The following is a 17,140-nucleotide window of genomic DNA, read 5'->3' on the forward strand; positions in this document are numbered from 1 at the left end:
CTTACAGCTCGAGAATCATCTTCGAGACGATGTTCTTCTGGATTTCGTTGGAGCCGCCGAAGATCGACAGCTTGCGCATGTTGAAGTAGTCGCCGGCCAGCGCCGCGCTGTAGTCGCCGTGCAGCGGCTCGCCGTCGTAGTCCAGCTGCAGCTCCTCCTCGAGGAACGGCAGCGCGTAGGGGCCGATGACCTTGCGCAGCAGGTGGGTGATGGCCTGACGGATCTCGGTGCCCTTGATCTTGAGGATCGACGACTCGGCGCCAGGTACGCCGCCCTCCTTCGCTGCGGCAAGGATGCGCAGGGTGCTCATCTCGATGGCCATCAGCTGCATCTCGACTTCCGCGACCTGGGCGCGGAACAACGGGTCTTCGAGCATGGGCTTGCCGTCGCAGACCTCCTTCATGGCGATGCGCTTGAGATGCGCCAGCGCCGCCTTGGAGGCGCCGATGCCGGCCAGGCCGGTGCGCTCGTGGGTCAGCAGATACTTGGCGCAGGTCCAGCCCTGGTTTTCCTCGCCGACGAGGTTTTCCACCGGTACGCGGACGTTGTCGAAGAAGACTTCGTTGACCTCGTGGTCGCCGTCCAGGGTGATGATCGGCCGCACACTGATGCCCGGCGTGCTCATGTCGATCAACAGGAAGCTGATGCCGCGCTGCTGCTGGGCCTCGGGGTCGGTGCGCACCAGACAGAAGATCATGTTGGCGTGCTGGCCGAGGGTGGTCCAGGTCTTCTGGCCGTTGACCACGTAGTGGTCGCCGTCACGCACGGCGCGGGTCTTGAGGCTGGCCAGGTCGGAGCCGGCGCCCGGCTCGGAATAGCCCTGGCACCACCAGTCCTCACCGGAAAGAATCCGCGGCAGGTAGTGGTCGATCTGCTGCTGGGTGCCGAACTTGATGATCACCGGGGCGACCATGTTGACCCCGAAAGGCACGGTGCGCGGTGCACCGAAGGCGGCGCACTCCTCGTCGAAGATGTGCTTCTCCACCGGGCCCCAGGTGGTGCCGCCCAGCTCCACCGGCCAGCCCGGCGCATACCAGCCGCGCTTGACCAGGATCTGCTGCCAGCGCTGGTGGTCTTCCTTGGACATGTGCTTGCCGAGCTTGACCTTGGCGGCGATGTCCGCCGGCAGCTCGCTTTTCAGGAAGGCGCGCACTTCATCGCGGAAGGCGAGCTCTTCGGCCGTGTAGTTGACGTTCATGGGAAGGTCCTCATGGTGCGTTCGGAATACAGGTCGGCGGCGTTCATCGGCCGGCCTGCCATTCGGTGAAGGTGCGGCCTTCGGCGGCCAGTTTTTCCAGCAGCGGCGCCGGCTTCCACCAGTCGCCGCAACGCGCGTGCAGTTCTTTTACCCGCGCCAGCACCTTGTCCAGGCCGACGCTGTCGGCGTAGTACATCGGCCCGCCGCGGAAGGCCGGGAAGCCGTAGCCGTTGAGGTAGATGACGTCGATGTCGCTGGAGCGCTGGGCGATGCCTTCCTCGAGAATCTTGGCGCCTTCGTTGACCAGCGCGAAGATGCAGCGCTCGACGATGTACCGCTCGTCCAGCGTCTGCCGCTCGATGCCCTTTTCCCGCGACGCGGCTTCCAGCATAGGCGCGAGTTCGGGGTTCTCCTGCGGGGTGCGGTTGCCGGGCTCGTAGCGGTAGTAGCCGGCGCCGGTCTTCTGCCCGAGCATGCCGGCGGCGCAGAGCTTGTCCGAGACGGTGGGGAAATCTAAGTGCGCCGGCAGCGTCGCGCGCTGGCGCTTGCGGATCGCCTGGCCGATGTCGAGACCGGACAGATCGCGCATGGCGAACGGTCCCATGGCCATGCCGAAATTGCGCAGGGCAGCGTCGACCTGTTGTGGCGTGGCGCCTTCCTCCAGCAGGAACTCCGCCTCGCGGCCGTACTGGAAGACCATGCGGTTGCCGACGAAGCCGTCGCACACGCCGACCACCACCGCGACCTTCTTCAGCCGCTTGCCGATGGCCATGGCGCTGGCCAGCACCGCATGGCTGGTCTTCTCGCCACGCACCACTTCCAGCAGGCGCATGACGTTGGCCGGGCTGAAGAAGTGCAGGCCGACCACGTCCTGCGGGCGCCGGGTGAAGCCAGCGATAGCGTTCAGGTCCAGCGACGAGGTGTTGGAGGCGAGGATCGCGCCGGGCTTGCACACCGCGTCCAGTTGCTCGAAGACCTGCTGCTTGACGGCCATGTCCTCGAATACCGCTTCGACCACTACATCGACATCCGCCAGCGCGGCGTACTCGGTAACGCCTTCGACCAACTTGAGGCGTTCTTCCATCGCCTCGGGGGTCAGGCTGCCGCGCTTGACGCTGGCCGCGTAGGTATCACGGGCGCGCTGCAGGCCGCGCTGCAGCGCCTCTTCATCGATTTCCAGCAGTTTCACCGGCACCCCGGCATTGGCGAAGCACAGGGCGATGCCGACGCCCATGGTGCCGCCGCCGATCACCGCGGCGGTATCGATCGCGCGCGGCTGCACGTCGGCCGGCAGGTCGGCGATCCGGCTCGCCTGGCGTTCGGCGAAGAAGGCGTGCACCAGCGCCGCGCGCTGCGGCGAGTTCAGGCATTCGAGGAACAGCTCGCGTTCGCGCGCGAGGCCCTCGGCGAGCGGCAGTCGGGTCGCGGCTTCCACCGCGGCGATGCAGCGCAGCGGCGAGAACAGCCCGGGCATGCGCTTGGCCACTTCGGCATGCTTGGCGGCGACCAGCCCGGCATTGTCGGCGCCTTCCAGGCCGACGGTCTGCTCGCCAGTGCGGCGCGGCACGCGGCCTTCCTCGAGCATGAGCCGGGCATAGGCCAGGCCGGCCTCGGCGACGTCGCCCTCGAACAGCTCGTCGACGATGCGATGCGCCACCGCCTCGGCCGCGCCGATGGGCTGGCCGCTGACGATCATCTCCAGCGCCTTGGCCACCCCGGCCAGGCGCGGCAACCGCTGGGTGCCGCCGGCACCGGGCAGCAGGCCGAGCTTCACTTCCGGCAGGCCGGCCTGGGCGTCCTTGCGGGCGATGCGGTAATGGCAGCCGAGCGCGACTTCGAGGCCGCCCCCCAGCGCGGTGCCGTGGATCACCGCGACGCTGGGCTTGCCGCAGGCCTCGATGGCGTCGATCACGTCCGGCAGCGCCGGTGCCTGCGGCGGCTTGCCGAACTCCTTGATGTCGGCGCCGGCGATGAAGGTGTTGCCTGCACAGGCCAGCACCACCGCGCGCACCGCGGCATCCGCCTCGGCAGCCCGGAAGGCCTGCAGCAGCCCCTGGCGCACCGCCTTCCCGAGGGCATTGACCGGGGGGTTGTCGACCGTGATCAAGGCGATCTCGCCCCGTTTTTCCAGCCGTACGACTTCCGTCATGTAGGCCTCCGCTGTGTGAATGGATTGGAATTGTTATTTCACGGAATCATGTTTCGCACAGCAGAATAACCAAGTCATTTCTGACTGTCGAGAGACGACGGGCACTCGCCGGACGCATGCCGGGTACTACAGCTTAGGAGATCGATCGGCAGGCAGGACGGGGTTTAGCTGACCGCAAGCGCTCGGCGGACGATGGCGGACCGGCCGTTATAAGCCGGCGGAATGGTCGCCAAGAAGGCCGGCGGCAGCTCAGTGGCCAGCGGTTCTGCCCAGCGGGGCGCGGCTCAGCAGGTCGGGATCGAGGCGCAGCAGGCGCACCGTGCGTTCTCCCACCAGGCTGGCCGGCACGGCCTCGGTCGGCAGCTCGGCCAGCAGACGGGTCAGGTTGAGCACCAGCGCTTCGCGGCTGAATGCCCCCGCACCGAGCGTGTAGTAGGCACTGATCACCTGGCGCAGCCCCAGCGGCAGGCGCCATTGCGTGCGCAACGCCGAACCGTAACCGGCAGCGCGCTCGCGCAGGGCGCGCTGCAAGGCAGCCTCGGGCAGCTCGCCGCCCCCGTCGAGCCAGTCCTGCAGGCTGCGCAGCAGGGCCAGTTCGCCGATATTCTGCAGCAGCCCGGCGGTGTAGCAGAGCTCGGCGTCCAGTTTCAGCTGGCGGGCCAGCCAACGGGCCAGGTTCGCCGTCTGCAGCGCCTGCTCGCCGAGCCGCCCGGCCAGCTCGGCCAGCCGCGGCTCGGCCAGCCGGGCGTTGTGCTGCAGGGCCAGCTCCGCCACCAGATTGAGGCTGCGCTTGCTGCCGAGGCACTGGCGCGCCTGGCCCAGGGTCAGGCACGGTGTATTCCGGTGCGCCCCGCTGCCATTGGCGACGCTGATCAGCCGCGCGGTCACCTGCGGGTCGCGCGCAAGCAGCTCGTCCAGTTCGTCGAGATCCTGGTCGCCGGCTTGCAGGCGCAGCGCCGCGGCGTGCACCGTCTCCAGCAGCGGCGCGCCACGATTGTTCTGCCGCATGCGTTCGAGAAAACTGTCCAGTGTATCGGCCGGTTCGCGCAGGGCCCGGCTCGCCCGCCCGGCCGAGCGCGGCAGCAACTTGTCCAGCCGCCGGCGCAGATCGTCCAGGTCACAGGGCTTGCCGAGGTAGGCTGCCGGCGCCAGCGGCAGTGCCGCGCGCACGCTGGGGGCGTCGGTACGTTCGCTGATGAGGATGCACGGCAGGCGTTGCGTCGGCGGGTGGCGGCGCAGCTCGCGCAGCAGCTCGACACCACCGAGGCCGTCCAGCTCGCCATCGGCGATCAGCAGGCTCGGCACCTGTCTCTTGCAGGCGGTCAACGCCGCCTGGCCATCGTTCACCGGCAACACGCGCGCGCCCGGGCGCAACTCGCGAACCAGCTGGCAAAGCTGATCGGCGCGCCAGGGCTCGTTGTAGGCGACGAGGACAAAGGAAACGTGGGACGCGATGCTCACAACGCTGCTCGATGAAGGGCCACTGCCCAGCCTAGCAAGCGCTCGGGCAGCTGCAATGGTACATCCGATGAGCGTGCGCCGCCGCAAGGGGCCGCGATTTTACCGCGTTAATAGCAAAGAGCCAGCCACGCGATCGGGCTGGCTGGCGCACGACTCCTCAGATCCCCATGCACAGGTACTTGATTTCCAGATAGTCCTCGATGCCGTATTTGGAGCCTTCGCGGCCGAGGCCGGAGGACTTCACCCCGCCGAACGGCGCCACTTCGGTGGAGATCAGCCCGGTATTGATGCCGACCATGCCGTACTCCAGCGCCTCGGCGACGCGGAACACGCGGCCCAGGTCGCGCGCATAGAAGTAGGAAGCCAGGCCGAACTCGGTGTCGTTGGCCTTGGCGATCGCCTCGGCCTCGTCCTTGAAGCGGAACAGCGGCGCCAGCGGGCCGAAGGTTTCTTCCTTGGCCACCTTGGCGCTGTCCGGCACGTCGACCAGCACGCTCGGCTCGAAATAGCTGCCGCCCCGCGTGTGCGCCTGGCCACCGGCCACCAGCCGCGCGCCCTGGGCGACGGCATCCTCGATGTGCTCGCGGACCTTGGCCACGGCGCGCTCGTCGATCAGCGGGCCGATGTCGGTGCCCTCCTCCAGGCCGTTGCCGACCCGCAGCCGGGCCACCGCCGCCTGGAACTTCTCGGCGAAGGCGTCGTACACGCCATCCTGCACGTAGATGCGGTTGACGCAGACGCAGGTCTGCCCGGCATTGCGGTACTTCGACTGCATGGCGCCCTTCACCGCCTCATCGAGGTCGGCGTCGTCGAAGACGATGAACGGCGCGTTGCCGCCCAGCTCCAGCGAGACCTTCTTGATCCCCGGCGCGCACTGTTCCATCAGCTTGGCACCGACCTCGGTGGAGCCGGTGAAGGAAATCTTGCGCACCTTGGGGTTGGCGGTCAGCTCGTTGCCGATGTCGCCGGCCGAGCCGGTGATCACGCTGAGCACGCCCTTGGGAATGCCGGCGCGTTCGGCCAGCTCGGCCATCGCCAGCGCCGAGAACGGTGTCTGCGAAGCCGGCTTGATCACCATGGTGCAACCGGCCGCCAGCGCCGGGCCGGCCTTGCGGGTGATCATCGCCGCCGGGAAGTTCCACGGGGTGATCGCCGCGGTGACGCCGATCGGCTGCTTGATGACGAGGATGCGCTTGTCCGGCTGGTGGCCGGGGATGGTGTCGCCGTAGATGCGCTTGGCTTCCTCGGCGAACCACTCGATGAAGGAGGCGGCATAGGCGATCTCGCCCTTGGCTTCGGCCAGCGGCTTGCCCTGCTCCAGCGTCATCAGCCGGCCGAGGTCGTCCTGGTTCTCCATCAGCAGCTCGAACCAGCGGCGCAGCTTCTGCGAGCGCTCCTTGGCGGTCAGCCCGCGCCAGGCCGGCAACGCGCGCTCGGCGGCATCGATGGCACGGCGGGTTTCGGCGGCACCCATCTTCGGCACCGTACCGAGAATCTCGCCGGTGGCCGGGTTGTTCACGCTGATGGTCTGGCCACTGTCGGCATCCAGCCAGGCGCCATCGACATAGGCCTGCTGGCGGAACAGGGAAGGGTCTTTGAGTTGCATGGCAGTCTCCTCGGGCATCGTAGCGGCAGGCCCGCTGCGGAAAGTTTGGCGAACGCGACGAGCATCTGAACCGTCCTTCGCCGCCCGGTTCCCGCCGTCGCATTGCACTGCGAACGACCATGCTAGGACCGCAGCCGGCCGGGCGGCAAGCTCATGACGCTCGGCGTTGTCGTGCCATTGACCAGCCTGATGCCTGCGCGGTCTGTTACGCCTTGTTACCCAAACCGCACTACTGGGCGGGGTATAGTTCCACGCGGGCGGCACCAGCCGCCGACAACCATGGATCGATAAGGAGTTACCGTGAAAGCATTGATGACAGGCGCCGCGGCGGCCGTCCTGCTGGCGAGCGCTGCCGCCCAGGCGCAACTGAAACCCGAAGAGATGGTGGAAACCCGCCAGGCCGGCTATCAGTTCATGGCCTGGAACATGGGCAAGATCAAGGCCCAGGTCATCGACGGCAAGGAGCCCTACGACCAGGCCAGGGTCGCCGCCGCCGCCAACGCCATCGCCGCCATCGCCAACTCCGGCATGGGCAGCCTCTACAGCCCGGACACCACCACCGCGCAGCTGGGCAACGAGACCCGCCTCAAGCCCGAGTTCTTCCAGAACCTCGACGAAGCCGGGCGCATCGGCCGCACCTTCACCAGTGCCGCCAACCAGCTCGCCAAGGTCGCCGCCGAGGGCGATCAGGCCGCGATCAAGAAGGCCTTCGGCGACGTCGGCGGTTCGTGCAAATCCTGCCACGACAAATTCCGCGCCGACTGAGCCCGCGCCCTCGCGCCTTGCCGGGCGGCCAGAACCGACCGGCAGCGCCCTACCAATCCAGGCTAGGCGCCGGCGCCGCAGGTGGTGGCTGCATTCTGCCGGCCACCGACTGCACACCCCAGACCACCCCCCACCGCCAGCACGACGGCCAGCAGCGCCGTGGCCAGCGAGCCGCCCCGGGCATCCCGCTGCGCCGGATGCTCGCGGCGCATCCGCCCGGCGATCATCGCCCGCACCAATGGCTTGCGCTTGACCAGCCCGTACCAGGCGATCGCCGCCAGATGCAGGCCGATCAGCCCGAGCAACAGCCACTTCGCCTGCCGGTGCAGGCCGCTCAGCCAGTTGCCGGTATCGCTGCCAACCAGCGCGTACAGCGGCCCCTGGAAGGCGATATCGTCGGTCGCCATCAGCCCGCTGACCACCTGGAAGCCCACCAGCCCCAGCAGCGCCAGCACCGACAGCGCGCCCAGCGGATTGTGGCCAGCCTCCCGCCAGTTGCCCTGCAGGTAATCCCGCACGCCCACCGTCGCGGCGAAGATCCGCGACCAGCGCGCATAGGTCGACCCGACGAAGCCCCACAGCAGGCGAAACACCAGCAGCCCCAGCACCACAAGCCCCAGCCGGCCGTGCCAGGGCATCAGGTTGCCACCGACCCAGCCGGTGACGATGGCGGCGATCACCGCCGCGGCGAACGACCAGTGGAACACGCGCAGCGGCGCATCCCAGAGCTTGATATGACTCGACATCCCGACTCCCCCCGACAGCTTGCGAAACCCGGCCCGCGGCCGCAACCGCTGCAAGGGTAACAGCCGCCCCGCCCCGAATCAGCCTCGCGGCTCCCGCAATAGAGCCTCCGGCCACATCGCGCACCGGCCCCGACGCCCACACACGCGCTTGCGAATACCCCCGCGCCCCGAAGCACCGCCAGCATGGACGCCCGCGGAGGACATGCGTATGATTGCGCCCCGCAACGCATCCGTAGCTCAGCTGGATAGAGTACTGCCCTCCGAAGGCAGTGATCATCGGGTTGAGAAGCTCGGAAGCTAGCGGTCAAATAGGTCTCTGCAACAAATACGCACCTGTAGCTCAGCTGGATAGAGTATTGCCCTCCGAAGGCAAGGGTCGTGGGTTCGAATCCCGCCAGGTGCGCCATATCTCCTTGATTTACAAGCCTTTTCCCTAAGGCTTCGCCGATTCGGTACCCGAATCGGTTCCTCCCGCAAAATCTCCCCCCATGCCAGCCGCTATGGCCGCGATGAGTACTGCCCTCTGCGCCATTTATCAGTGGCTTTTCGGGCTGTGCCAATCTTGTGCCTAAACCGTGCCGCCCGGCCTGTTCACATGCCGCGCCTCGGCAGCTGCGTGAGCACTAGCTCCATCGTACCCTGGCCTTATACGAGCAGGAACAATCTCAACCGGATCCAACTGTCAACCCTGGCTCACGCGGCTGCAATCGGCCACAAGCGGTCCTTGGAGCTAGCCCGATTGAAAGGTTTTGGGGTTCTGTGAGATCGCCATGTCATTCAGGGATGGCTGAAGACTGCAAGTGATTTTGATATGTTATTCCGTAACGATATCCTTGCGAGATAGCCTCAATGCACCGCTTGCTGACCCACTTCTCCAGCGTGATGCTGGGATTGCTGTTCGCTGCGCCTGCCTTTGCAGAAGTCCGCGTACTGACCAGTATCAAGCCTCTCCAGTTGATTGCCGCTGCCGTACAGGACGGAGTCGGCAAACCCGGTGTACTCCTGCCGCCAGGGGCATCTCCCCATCACTTCACACTGCGTCCTTCTGACATTCGCAACGTGCGAGAGGCAGACTTGCTCTACTGGATCGGGCCGGATCTTGAAACGTTCCTGCCAAGAGTTCTGGAAGGCCGTAGGGCAATGACTCTGGCTGTCCAGGACATCAGTGGGCTGCACCTGCGTCGCTTTGGTGAAGAACATCGGCACGACGAAGAACCCGCTGACGAGCACGAAGAGGAGCACACTGATGTGCATGACGAAGGGACAGAGGCTGGCGAGCACGACGAACTACATCGCCCAGGGGCACTTGATGCTCACCTCTGGCTTGATCCCGACAATGCACGCAAGATCGCTTCGCGTATGGCGAGCGATCTGTCCAGCATCGACCCTGCGAACGCCGCTCGCTACCAGGCAAATCTGGCAGCATTCGATCAACGTCTGGCGGCCATGGACGAAAAGATCGAGGATCGCCTCAAACCGTTGGCCGGCAAACCCTTCTTCGTCTTCCATGAAGCTTTCGACTACTTCGAGGAGGCATTCGGCCTGAGGCATGCAGGGGTATTCGCTGTAAGCGCCGATGTTCAGCCAGGTGCGAGAAAAGTTGCCGATATGCGCAAGCGCTTGGAACTGGCAGGAGCCAGCTGCGTGTTCAGCGAGCCGCCCATTCCGCCTCGTCTGGCGCAGACGCTCAGCGAAGGGTTGCCAGTAAGGCTGGCCGAGCTTGATCCGCTTGGCTATGACGTGAAGGTCGACGCGTTGGGCTATGAGCGTCTACTGGAGGCGCTGGGGAGCAATCTGGCCGGTTGCCTGGAGCGGCTTTAAGATCATCGCACGACGCTGGCAGAACCGGCCCCATGAGGGGCCGGTTTTGTTTTCAGATCACGCGTTTGATGGCGATGTAATCTCCTTGGGTGCGCAGAGTGACGGTGACCGACTTGTCTGTTCGGTTACGCCAGAACCAGCCGTGCTTGCCGTCGAAAGCCGCCTCCAGAACGCCACTGTCTTCCGGGGTGAAGCGCCCTTTGCCGTACCCGTGGTAGAAGTCGCGCGGTGCGTTGTAGGGGTCGCCGTGGGTGTCGTAGTTGACCTGGCCGCCATTGGCCGTCCAGAAGTAGTTGACCTTGGCGCCCTTGATCATCTCCAGCTTGATTTCGGCGCCCTGGCCGGGAGCCAAGTCAATGCTCATCTCGTGCTTCAGACCTGCCACTTCCGGCGCTGCCGGCGCTACGGGCGCGGACGATTGAGCAACTTCGGTTGTCACCTCGGGGGCTGGCTGCGTGCTGGGCTGAACCACCGCAGGCGCCTGCACGACCAGCGCGGCGACCTCGGCAGCGGCCTCTTCGGCCAGCTGCTGCTTGATCTCGCCCATCTGAGTGAGGCCCAGCATGCGTCCCGCACCAGTCGGGTCGATGGCATATTCCGAAGGCATCACCACGGTGACCAACAGGACGATGGCGACAATCAGGGCAATGACGGTGGAGCGCAGCAACTGCTGACTGCTCGGCAGTTCGTTGAGGCTTGGGGCTTTGCTATTGAACATATGGAAATTCCTTACTGAGAGACGATCAGGCCGGTGAGCTGGTAACCCATCAGCAGGAAACCGGCGCTCATCATGCAACGTTGGCGGTATAGGCATGGCGCCAGAAGCTGGCGGTACGCCGCCAGTAGCCCATCAGAATGAGGATGGTGCCGAGGGCCAGCAGTTGACCGATCTCGACGCCGACATTGAAGGCGATCAGGTTGGCGATCAGGCCATCCGGCGAGATTTCGAACTCCTGAATCTTGGTCGCCAGGCCGAAGCCATGCAGCAGGCCGAATATCAGCGTGGCCGCACGGGTATCGGGCTGATAGCCAAACCAGCGCTGAAAGGCACCCAGGTTATCCAGTGCCTTGTACACCACCGAAAAACCGATGATGGCGTCGATCACGTAGGGCTGATGCTGATGCTGCTTAGCACTCCGAACAGCAAAGTGATCGAGTGGCCGACCGCGAACAGCGTGACATACAGCCCCACGTCCTTCAGGCGGTAGAGGAAGAAGATCACCCCGAACAGGAACAGCAGGTGATCGTAGCCGGTGATCATGTGCTTGGCGCCCATGTACACGAACGGCACCAGCAACACCCCTGTGCTTTCCTGGATGAAGCCTTTGTCGCCTTCGGGAACACCATGGGCAAGAGCCTCTGGCATGCCTATCAGCAACAGAACGAATGCCAATAGGGGGAGCAGGAACGGTCGGCGCAAGGCGCCATTACCGCGAAGAGATAGCGAATGCATAGGTAGATCCTGAGTTGATGAAGTCTGGGCCACGAGGGCCAGAGTCGAAGAGATACTCAGAATCGAGGGGGACGTTCTATCCGCGTGCTGTGGCCACTGGGCAAGCGCAGTGGGCCGGCAGTCAATGGCTGCTCCGCCGCTAGGTATTGAGGCGTCGGCAGCCAGGCCGAGAGGTGCGGGGTTTCATGGACATGGTCGGCCATCAACGACGAGTGCTGATGGTCTCCCCAGAGCTGAAAATCTTGTTCGCTCAGGTCCTCATCATGGCTGTGCTGATGAGAGATGGTGCCCACTTGCGCAATTTTTCCGTAGCCGGAAAACGCATGCCCCGCCCACAGCAACATCGACAGTAGTGCCAGAGCGGAAAGAAATCGGCATGTAGCAATTTGGCTCAGCATCGACGGACTGATTGCGACTCGACAGGAGGATTGCCTGGTTTGACGCATCCCCCCAGGGGGATAGGATGCGATGGCGATTATCCTTGCACGAGGCTCCGCGATGAGCAAGCACGAACACGAACATCAGCACCAAAGTCATAAGGAAATCATCAAAAGGTTGAAGCGTGCCGAAGGCCATCTGCGCAGCATTGTTGGCATGATCGAAGATGGACGCGCGTGCGTTGACATTGCCCAGCAACTGCATGCGGTTGAGAAAGCGGTGTGTCAGGCCAAACGCACGCTGATTCAGGATCACATCGACCACTGCCTGGAGCACACGGTCGGCGCTCTCACCAACGGTGAGCGGGCGCCACTTGAAGAATTCAAGCAGATCACCAAGTACCTCTGAGCCCCCGCCATGTCGTCCTTTGCCGAACTCTTGCAACAGGGGGCCAGCCAGGCTTGGCTGTATGTTCCCACCGCCATCCTGCTAGGTGCCCTGCACGGCCTGGAACCTGGGCACTCGAAAACCATGATGGCGGCGTTCATCGTGGCGATCCGTGGCTCTGTCCGTCAGGCCATCCTATTGGGTCTGGCTGCGACGGCCTCGCATACAGCGGTGGTCTGGCTGGTTGCCATCGGCGGTATGTATCTGGGTCAAAACCTCGACGCCCAGACGACCGAGCCATACTTCCAGCTAGCCTCGGCGGTTCTGATCATCGGCATCGCCCTGTGGATGCTCTGGCGCACCTGGCGTGGAGAGCAGATGTGGCGCTTCGAACAGGAAGGTGATCATCCTCACTCGCATGACCATGCGCACGACGAAACGCGACGTATCGACACCGGTCACGGGCGCATCGAGCTGTCAATTTTCGAGGAAGGTGTCGCTCCGCGTTGGCGATTACGTACGATCAGCGGTCAGCCCTGGAAGGCCACAGATGCCTGGCTACAGACGACCCGCGCCAACGGCCGCATGCGGCGCTTCGCTTTTACCGAGCGCGATGGCTATTTGGAGTCCGTGGATGAGATCCCAGAACCGCACGAATTCGACGTGCGATTGAGCCTCGGTCATGGTGGCCACTCCCACGACTATGACCTGGCGTTTCATGAACATGCCCATGCAGACCTGGACGGCTTGGAGCTGTCACTGGATGGCTATCAGGACGCCCATGAGCGAGCCCATGCCAACGATATTCGTCGGCGATTCTCCAGCCGCAACGTGAGTACTGGGCAGGTCATTCTCTTCGGCCTGACGGGAGGACTGATTCCCTGTCCTGCGGCTATCACCGTGCTACTGCTCTGCCTACAGGTCAAGGAAGTCACGCTTGGTGCGGTGTTGGTGCTCAGCTTCAGTGTCGGTTTGGCCTTGACCCTGGTGGCTGTGGGTGTAGCGGCAGCCATTGGCACGCGTCATGCCTCCAACCGCTGGCCCTGGTTGGGTGCGGTAGCGCGCCGCGCTCCGTACCTGTCCAGCCTGCTGATCATCGGAGTGGGCATCTATGTCGGCCTGCACGGGTGGGCAGGGTTGAATACCTGAAATGTGGGACTTCTCAGCCTACCTGGGGTTGTTCGTCGCAGCCTTTGGGGCCGCCACTCTGCTGCCAATGCAGTCCGAAGCGGTGTTGACCAGCTTGCTGCTGGCAGGCAAGCAATCTCCGGCCTTGTTGCTGGTAGTGGCTACGGTTGGCAACGTACTTGGCTCGATCATCAACTGGCTACTGGGGCGCTACATCGAGCACTTCCGCCATAAACGCTGGTTCCCGGTAGCGGATGACAAGTTGCTACGTGCTCAGCGGGCCTACCACCGCTATGGGCGCTGGTCACTGCTGCTAAGCTGGGCGCCGATCATTGGCGACCCGTTGACCGTTATTGCCGGCATGCTGCGTGAGCCGTTCTGGAGCTTTCTGCTGATCGTACTGGTGGCCAAGGCGGGGCGTTACCTGGCGCTGGCGGCGTTGGCGTTCGGGGTGTTGGGATGAGGCGCGATGCGGGGCTCGATCTGGTCAAGTGGTTGGCCATGCTCAGCATGCTGATCGACCACCTGCGCTATTTGTGGCCTGACGCTTACGGCCTGTTCATCATAGGTCGTCTCGCTTTTCCGTTGTTCTGTCTGAGCATCGCAGCCAACGTCACCAGAACCCGCCCCGGCGAACTATTCAGCGAAGGAAATGCGCGCTACCTCGGCTGGTTGCTGGTGTTCTCCCTGATTTCGGAATTGCCGTACCGTGAACTCTCACCGGAAAGTGCGACGCTCAACGTGATGCCGACTTTGTTACTTGGTCTGCTGGTCGCTTGGGGCGTCCATCACGCGGACCGGAACAGCCTGCTACTGGCTACTGGAGCGCTGGTCCTTGCGATACTTTTCCATCATCAACTGATGTACGGCTTAGTCGGTGTGATTTTGCCTGCTGCCTTTATGCTTGGGCTGCGAGGCATGCGTTGGTGGTGGCTGCCTGCCGTACTAGCCATTCTGGCCAACAGTCGTAATCGCTGGTTGGAAGGCTGGGGGGGCACACCGGAGACGGTGGCGATGTTCGTTATGGCTGGTGCCGCTGCGCCATTTGGCCTTGCCCTGTTGCGGCAATCCAGCTCTCTCCGTCCTTGGCCTGTTGGACGATGGGGATACTGGTTCTATCCAGGTCACCTGGCAGCCATATACCTGGTGAGCCCCTGAAAGGGCGTTTGTCCGCTTCTGGCCGATTCTGTTGAAAAAGTAGGTTTAGCGGCAGCCGGCCGGTCGAATGTGCCTGCTGTCGAAGTGGCTGGAAGCCACTTCAAGTTGCCTTTCGGCGTTTCACTGAGCTTTTTTGCCCAGGTCTGAGGGTTAATTCGAGGGTTTCTGCTCGCCGCAGGCGCACCTATCCCGTGATCGGCGGCCCGTGAGGCAGTAGCTTGGCCATACGTCTCAGGTTTTGCACGGTCGCCGCCAAGGTGAATTCGTCAGTCGCACCCGTCAGTCCACGCAGTCGTAAACGGTCCAGTTTCATGATCCGTTTGAGGTGGGCGAACAGCATCTCCACCTTCTTCCGTTCGCAACGAGAGACGAGGTATTCCGGCGTCTTGGCGATGCGTCGCGCCACGTCACGGGTCGCTTCATGGATGCTCCGAGCGATCTTGCGAAATGCGGTATTGGGGCAGCACTTCGCTTTCAGCGGGCAGGTGGCGCAGTCGGTTTGGCTGGAGCGGTAGATGATGGTGTTGGCCTTGGTCACCCGCGATCTTTGCTGGGTGAAGTTGCGCCATGCACTGCGCAGCGGTTTGCCGGCTGGGCAGCGGTATTCATTGGCCTCCTGATTCCAGTGGAAGTCATTACTGGAGAGGGTGTCGTCCTTGCGTTCGGTCTTGTCCCACACCGGCACATGCGGCTCGATGTTCTTCTCTTCGACCATCCAGGCCAGCATCGGCGCAGTGCCATAGGCGGTGTCGCCGATGAGGCGTTCCGGTGTGAGGTCGAACTGCGCTTCGACACGCTCAACCATCGTCCTAGTCGAATCAACCTCGGCGGTACGATGCGCCGGAGTCGCTTCCACATCCATGATCACGCCATACTCGGTGTCGATCAGGTAGTTGGTGGAGTAGGCAAAGTAAGCCGGGCCGCCTGGCGCTGCTGTCCAACGAGACAGCGGATCGGTGAGCGAAATCTTCTTGGGGAGGGCTTCAGCCAACACCTCTTCATCAAGGGCTTCGAGGTACTCGCGTACGGCGCGGCTGCTGAGCTTTGGATCACTCCAATCGACTTCATCTCCCGCTACCCCACGTTGCCGGCTGGCATCCGCCTTGATGATGCTGGCGTCGACGGCGAAACCTTCACCCTTGACCAGACCGGCCGCCATGCAGCGCCGCAGCACCTCATTGAACAACCAGCGGAACAGATCGCTGTCACGAAAACGTCCATGGCGATTCTTCGAGAAGGTCGAATGATTGGGTACTTCATCCTCCAAGCCCAGTCGGCAGAACCAGCGATAGGCCAGGTTTAGGTGCACCTCTTCGCACAATCGCCGCTCGGAACGGATGCCATAGCAGTAGCCGACGACCAGCATGCGCACCATTAACTCCGGATCAATCGAGGGGCGCCCGATGGGGCTATAGAAATCTGCCAGGTAGGCGCGCAGATCACTGAGATCTAAGCACTGGTCGATGCTGCGCAGGAGGTGTTGGGCCGGGACGTGATCTTCCAGATTGAACGAGTAGAACAGGCGCTGCTGTCCTCCCGGTAACTGCCCCATCATGCTGTTCGCCCCCGCGCTCGCTGACAGGGCAATTCTGCCGAAGGCATGGGGAAGCAGCTACTTTTTCAACAGAATCGGCCGATTGCAACCTGCCGTATCCTCTGCTTTCGGCCAGAAGCGGCCGATCATGCAGAGACTTAGAGGACTTCCATTTAAGGCTTGAAGGTACCTACGAAACCGGGGATTCAGCTCTGTGCTGCAGCTGGTTCTAATTGCTGAACTGTAGCCTTGGGTGATTCCATCCGTAGGCTCTCTCGATACTGCTCTGCTGGAGCTTCGTGAGTGACCTCGACAGCAGCATCGTAGTTTTCTCGAATGACCGCCTCTATTTCAGCAATGTCGGCGCGGAAGAACTCCTTGCGCCCGTTAACCTTATTTAACCGACCGGCCGCAAAACGTTCATGAAGCTTTGCTTCCAATGCTGGGGCGTTATCCGAGAAAACCATCGCATGTACGTCAAACCAGAATGGCACCGACGCATCACCTAACTCATCGACGCGATCCATTGGCTCCAGGCGGCGGGTCATACCGATCTTGTAAATTCCTTCCCCGAATGCTCCGACGTTGGAGATCACATAAACGTAGCCAGCTTTGGCGTTCTGTTCGCGATAGTCGATAAGTTTCTCTTCGCTTTCCAGCGCAGCGCGACCTGCTTCAATCTCTGCCAACTTGGCCACAAGCGGCGCGCGTTCCTCCTCCGATTGTGCCTTTTCCAAGCGAGCCTGTAGCTCGCGCATTGCGGTCGCGAAGTGTTTGCGCTCCTTAGCGATCTTCTCCCGAGCGGCGCGAATCTCCTGCTCTAGCTTCTGCTGTTCCCGCAGCTCTTCTCGGGCGCGCTTGGCATCTTCCTTTTCCTCTTGCTTCTTAACCTGAAACTCATAGGCAAGGTGCAGTTCGTCAATCTTGAGGCTCAGGTACTTCCGAGATAGCTCAACGGACATCACTCTGCCGAGACGGTTGCAGGTTTCGAAGGACTTCAGAATGCGCTTTTCGCCCAGCTCTACGTTGTCGAATTTTACATTGTCGACGCAGTAGTCAGCTTCATTGTTGAATGATCGGAGCACCAACTTGATCATGTCGTTGACCAGCTTCCGACCTTCTACCTTGCTCCCATTCACCTCCCAGTTAGTGTTTCCACTCGCTGCCGTTCCACTTTTGATTAAGGCTTTCTGCTGCTCGCGAACCCCGACCAGTCGGGCTTTGTACTCATGGCTGGAGTTCAACTTGAACTTGGGCTCGTAGAGCGCAAAGCTTTCAAGAAGCAGTGTCTCTTCCCAGACGAGGATCTCCCTCTGCAAGTCAGAGGAGCGTTGCGCGAGCGCAGCTGCATCTTGC

At 62.9% G+C, this 17,140-nt stretch carries 14 protein-coding genes, 1 tRNA gene and 2 pseudogenes; 7 read left to right on the forward strand and 10 right to left on the reverse strand.

All coding sequences use genetic code 11. The features are described from left to right. Nucleotide 1: 1 nt before the first annotated feature. The 4 genes from BAY1663_RS13495 to gabD form a co-directional block, all read right to left on the reverse strand. Complete coding sequence (locus tag BAY1663_RS13495) at nt 2-1,198, reverse strand: acyl-CoA dehydrogenase family protein (RefSeq protein WP_037041683.1); 1,197 nt, start codon at nt 1,196-1,198, stop codon at nt 2-4. 43 nt (nt 1,199-1,241) lie between these two features. After that, on the reverse strand, nt 1,242-3,347 hold the full coding sequence (locus BAY1663_RS13500; protein WP_037041685.1) for a 3-hydroxyacyl-CoA dehydrogenase NAD-binding domain-containing protein: 2,106 nt from the start codon (nt 3,345-3,347) through the stop codon (nt 1,242-1,244). A gap of 249 nt (nt 3,348-3,596) precedes the next feature. Continuing rightward, complete coding sequence (locus BAY1663_RS13505) at nt 3,597-4,808, reverse strand: HDOD domain-containing protein (protein WP_037041687.1); 1,212 nt, start codon at nt 4,806-4,808, stop codon at nt 3,597-3,599. A 157-nt stretch (nt 4,809-4,965) separates the two neighbouring features. After that, on the reverse strand, nt 4,966-6,414 hold the full coding sequence (gabD, locus tag BAY1663_RS13510) for an NADP-dependent succinate-semialdehyde dehydrogenase (protein ID WP_037041690.1): 1,449 nt from the start codon (nt 6,412-6,414) through the stop codon (nt 4,966-4,968). A gap of 312 nt (nt 6,415-6,726) precedes the next feature. On the opposite strand from gabD, the gene BAY1663_RS13515 reads away from it, so the two are divergent. Then, nucleotides 6,727-7,179: a cytochrome c gene (locus tag BAY1663_RS13515; RefSeq protein WP_037041692.1), complete on the forward strand. Its 453-nt coding sequence runs from the start codon at nt 6,727-6,729 to the stop codon at nt 7,177-7,179. 49 nt (nt 7,180-7,228) lie between these two features. Here BAY1663_RS13515 and BAY1663_RS13520 read toward each other — a convergent pair. Further along, a pseudogene (locus BAY1663_RS13520) lies at nt 7,229-7,925 on the reverse strand (cytochrome b/b6 domain-containing protein). 329 nt (nt 7,926-8,254) lie between these two features. On the opposite strand from BAY1663_RS13520, the gene BAY1663_RS13530 reads away from it, so the two are divergent. Continuing rightward, a tRNA-Arg gene (locus tag BAY1663_RS13530) sits at nt 8,255-8,331 on the forward strand. Between the two features lie 443 nt (nt 8,332-8,774). After that, nucleotides 8,775-9,746, forward strand: a complete 972-nt coding sequence (znuA, locus tag BAY1663_RS13535; protein ID WP_010791789.1) for a zinc ABC transporter substrate-binding protein ZnuA — start codon at nt 8,775-8,777, stop codon at nt 9,744-9,746. Between the two features lie 52 nt (nt 9,747-9,798). Here the strand turns inward: znuA and BAY1663_RS13540 are convergent, their stop codons facing one another. The 3 genes and pseudogenes from BAY1663_RS13540 to BAY1663_RS23870 form a co-directional block, all read right to left on the reverse strand. Further along, a complete protein-coding gene (locus BAY1663_RS13540) occupies nt 9,799-10,464 on the reverse strand; it encodes a hypothetical protein (protein ID WP_003116624.1) in 666 nt (221 codons plus the stop codon). An 11-nt stretch (nt 10,465-10,475) separates the two neighbouring features. Then, a pseudogene (locus BAY1663_RS13545) lies at nt 10,476-11,199 on the reverse strand (HupE/UreJ family protein). A gap of 56 nt (nt 11,200-11,255) precedes the next feature. Continuing rightward, nucleotides 11,256-11,597 carry a hypothetical protein gene (locus BAY1663_RS23870; protein ID WP_124209411.1) on the reverse strand — a complete coding sequence of 114 codons (342 nt, stop codon included), beginning with the start codon at nt 11,595-11,597 and terminating at the stop codon, nt 11,256-11,258. 100 nt (nt 11,598-11,697) lie between these two features. On the opposite strand from BAY1663_RS23870, the gene BAY1663_RS13550 reads away from it, so the two are divergent. From BAY1663_RS13550 to BAY1663_RS13565, 4 genes are read left to right on the forward strand one after another with little or no spacing between them, the layout of a single operon-like run. Continuing rightward, a complete protein-coding gene (locus BAY1663_RS13550) occupies nt 11,698-11,985 on the forward strand; it encodes a metal-sensing transcriptional repressor (protein ID WP_003116626.1) in 288 nt (95 codons plus the stop codon). 9 nt (nt 11,986-11,994) lie between these two features. Beyond that, a complete protein-coding gene (locus tag BAY1663_RS13555) occupies nt 11,995-13,113 on the forward strand; it encodes a nickel/cobalt efflux protein RcnA (protein WP_003116627.1) in 1,119 nt (372 codons plus the stop codon). Between the two features lies 1 nt (nt 13,114). After that, nucleotides 13,115-13,555: a YqaA family protein gene (locus BAY1663_RS13560; protein WP_003116628.1), complete on the forward strand. Its 441-nt coding sequence runs from the start codon at nt 13,115-13,117 to the stop codon at nt 13,553-13,555. Then, entirely contained in the window at nt 13,552-14,250 is a 699-nt protein-coding gene (locus tag BAY1663_RS13565) for a TraX family protein (RefSeq protein WP_037041702.1), read from the forward strand. Before BAY1663_RS13560 ends, BAY1663_RS13565 begins: the two co-directional genes overlap by 4 nt. Nucleotides 14,251-14,434: 184 nt before the next feature. Here BAY1663_RS13565 and BAY1663_RS13570 read toward each other — a convergent pair whose 3' ends face one another. Further along, the gene (locus BAY1663_RS13570; protein ID WP_037041704.1) at nt 14,435-15,805 is read right to left on the reverse strand and encodes an IS1182 family transposase; all 1,371 of its coding nucleotides are present in this window, start codon (nt 15,803-15,805) and stop codon (nt 14,435-14,437) included. A 185-nt stretch (nt 15,806-15,990) separates the two neighbouring features. Further along, nucleotides 15,991-17,140: DUF4041 domain-containing protein (locus BAY1663_RS13575; RefSeq protein WP_037041708.1), on the reverse strand; the 1,150-nt coding region annotated here is incomplete at its 5' end.

Origin of the sequence: Pseudomonas sp. BAY1663, assembly GCF_000582595.1 — a bacterium.
GTDB lineage: Bacteria > Pseudomonadota > Gammaproteobacteria > Pseudomonadales > Pseudomonadaceae > Stutzerimonas > Stutzerimonas stutzeri_AF.